General features: G+C 42.0%; 1 protein-coding gene and 1 pseudogene. Both read left to right on the plus strand.

What is annotated here, in order from left to right:
* The first annotated feature begins 87 nt into the window (after nucleotides 1-87).
* Entirely contained in the window at nucleotides 88-1737 is a 1650-nt protein-coding gene (locus HMPREF9304_RS03135) for a hypothetical protein (protein WP_036926358.1), read from the plus strand.
* A 124-nt stretch (nucleotides 1738-1861) separates the two neighbouring features.
* A pseudogene (locus HMPREF9304_RS14880) lies at nucleotides 1862-2076 on the plus strand (MATE family efflux transporter); the annotation flags it as partial.

A 2076-nucleotide genomic window follows, 5' to 3' on the forward strand; every position in this document is an offset into this window, starting at 1 on the left:
CGTAAAAAGACTGACATAAAAAAACTTTACGGTGGTAATTTATAGAACCGCCCTTTAATGAATTAATTTTATAAACAATTGATACAGATGAAAACAAAATTATTTGTCGCATTTGCTGCTTTCGTTGCTGCATCTGCGCTGATGAGTAGCTGCTCCAACGAAGAGAGTGCTGATAGTAATAATAATAGTAATAGTAATGGTCAGCTTACTGCCTTTACAGGAGGTATCGTAACAGAGGCTCCTATGGAGCGTATGCAGCTTAGTACTCCTGAAATTTCAACAGAAGTCCCTGACTTTCTCACTCGTACATCCATGAATCGTAACGCCATCGGTGGTCAAGGAGCCTTCCTTTGGGAGTCTAAGGACGTGATCTATGTAGAGGACGATAATAATCAGTTATGTAAGGGTAAGAGTAATATCACTAATGCTGTAGCCCGAACAACATTCTTGGTAGATGGTTCTTACACCAAAAATGAATACAATGTGTACTATTGTGGTACTAACTCTGCTGCTGGTGAAAAGAAGGTTGTTATAGCTAAAGATCAGACCCAAGTGGCCTTTAATAATACCAAGCATTTTGGTGCCGCTGGCGATTGCGGTGTGGCAAAGGCAACGAAGACTACCGCTGCAGGCAAGAGCGGTTATCGTTTCGACTTGGCGCACAAGGCATCCTATCTTTGCTTCCTTCCCTATATAACTTCTGAGGAACAACGCAAAAACTATAAGATTAAAAGTATAGAGATCACCTCTAAAGCCGACAATATTTCCGGTACTTATGACCTGAGTCAAGATGGTCTTTCCGGTACAGGTAATTCAAAGACCATTATGCTTAATGTCGGTACTGATGGAAATGGACTTGCGCTTGCTGACCAAAGTACAGCAAAGACAAGTATAAAGAACTCTCTTTACGTCGTTATCGCTCCTGGCAAGCGTAAGTTGAGCGTGAAATATACAGTCTTTAGCGTTAAGGATAATAAGGAATTTACACTGACCAAGAACTACCCATCCCGTAACTTTGCCGTCAATCGGATTTGTGATATTCCCGTAAGTCTCGAAGTATCTGATATATTTAAAGATCTTTACAGCGGTCACAATTATTACATGTGGGATGCTGCCAAGAATTATTGGTCAGGTCATGAGTGGGACTCTGCTGACCCTTGGCAGCCAAAAGAGAATAGTAAAAAAGACTCCCGTTATCCTAAGTCTAAGTCTGCCGATCCTGATCGTTGGTATAACGAAGGTAGTGGTGCTTTCGTGGCTTCCGTCAATCCCCTCTTCAAGAAGCTTCCCAATGCCCAAGAAATTGCTTGGTACGTACTGAAGGGTGATGCTCATTGGGATAATACAACTCCGTGGAAGGCTTTAGGCAATACTTATACCGGTGGTATATGGTTGAAGAAGCTCAGCGTTATCGCTCAAGAAGTCCACAAGAAGCCTTCTGACTTAAAGCGGGATTATCCCGAAGGTATAAATGTGACCGAAACTTCCTTCGAACAAAATGGTCCTCTAACATCCGGCAAGCCAGCTAAGATTGATGATTACTTCTTCCTCCCTGCGTTGGGCTTTTGGTACAATGGTGCGCTTTACAGCTTAGGTTCCAACGGTTTCTACTGGTCGTCAAGTTCTGATCCCTTCAGTAAAGAAAAAGCGTTCAGCTTGTTCTTCAGCAGTGATGAAGTGAAATTTGGCAGCAACAGCTACCGCTTCAATGGGTTTGTAGCGCAGCCTTTCAAGTAGTCTTCCTGATAGTTTTATTTTGAGCGGGCCCCTTTCAAAGAGCCCGCTCATAAATACCGCCTTCGGTGGTCGCGATTTTCTTTTGAAAATTATACTTTTAGTAAGGTTATAAGAAAATGTCGCTTTCTTCAAGGTCAATACAGATATCTTTATAAGGACCTTGTTTTTAGTTGGAGTTAATTTCTTCTTCATTTCTGCGGGTGCTCGCCAAGGTGATGTCATTCTGTCTGTGAATACTTTACTGATGACCTTATTTACTTTGTTCTCGTACGTCATGGACGGATTTGCCTATGCTGGTGAAGCATTAACAGGCAAATATTTCGGTGCTAATAACAAGAT

Source organism: Hoylesella timonensis S9-PR14 (assembly GCF_000762405.1).
GTDB classification, from domain to species: domain Bacteria; phylum Bacteroidota; class Bacteroidia; order Bacteroidales; family Bacteroidaceae; genus Prevotella; species Prevotella timonensis_A.

What these genes read in the sequence shown, in the direction of transcription:
- HMPREF9304_RS03135 (WP_036926358.1), top strand. Translation starts at nt 88, where the DNA reads ATGAAAACAAAATTATTTGTCGCATTTGCTGCTTTCGTTGCTGCATCT.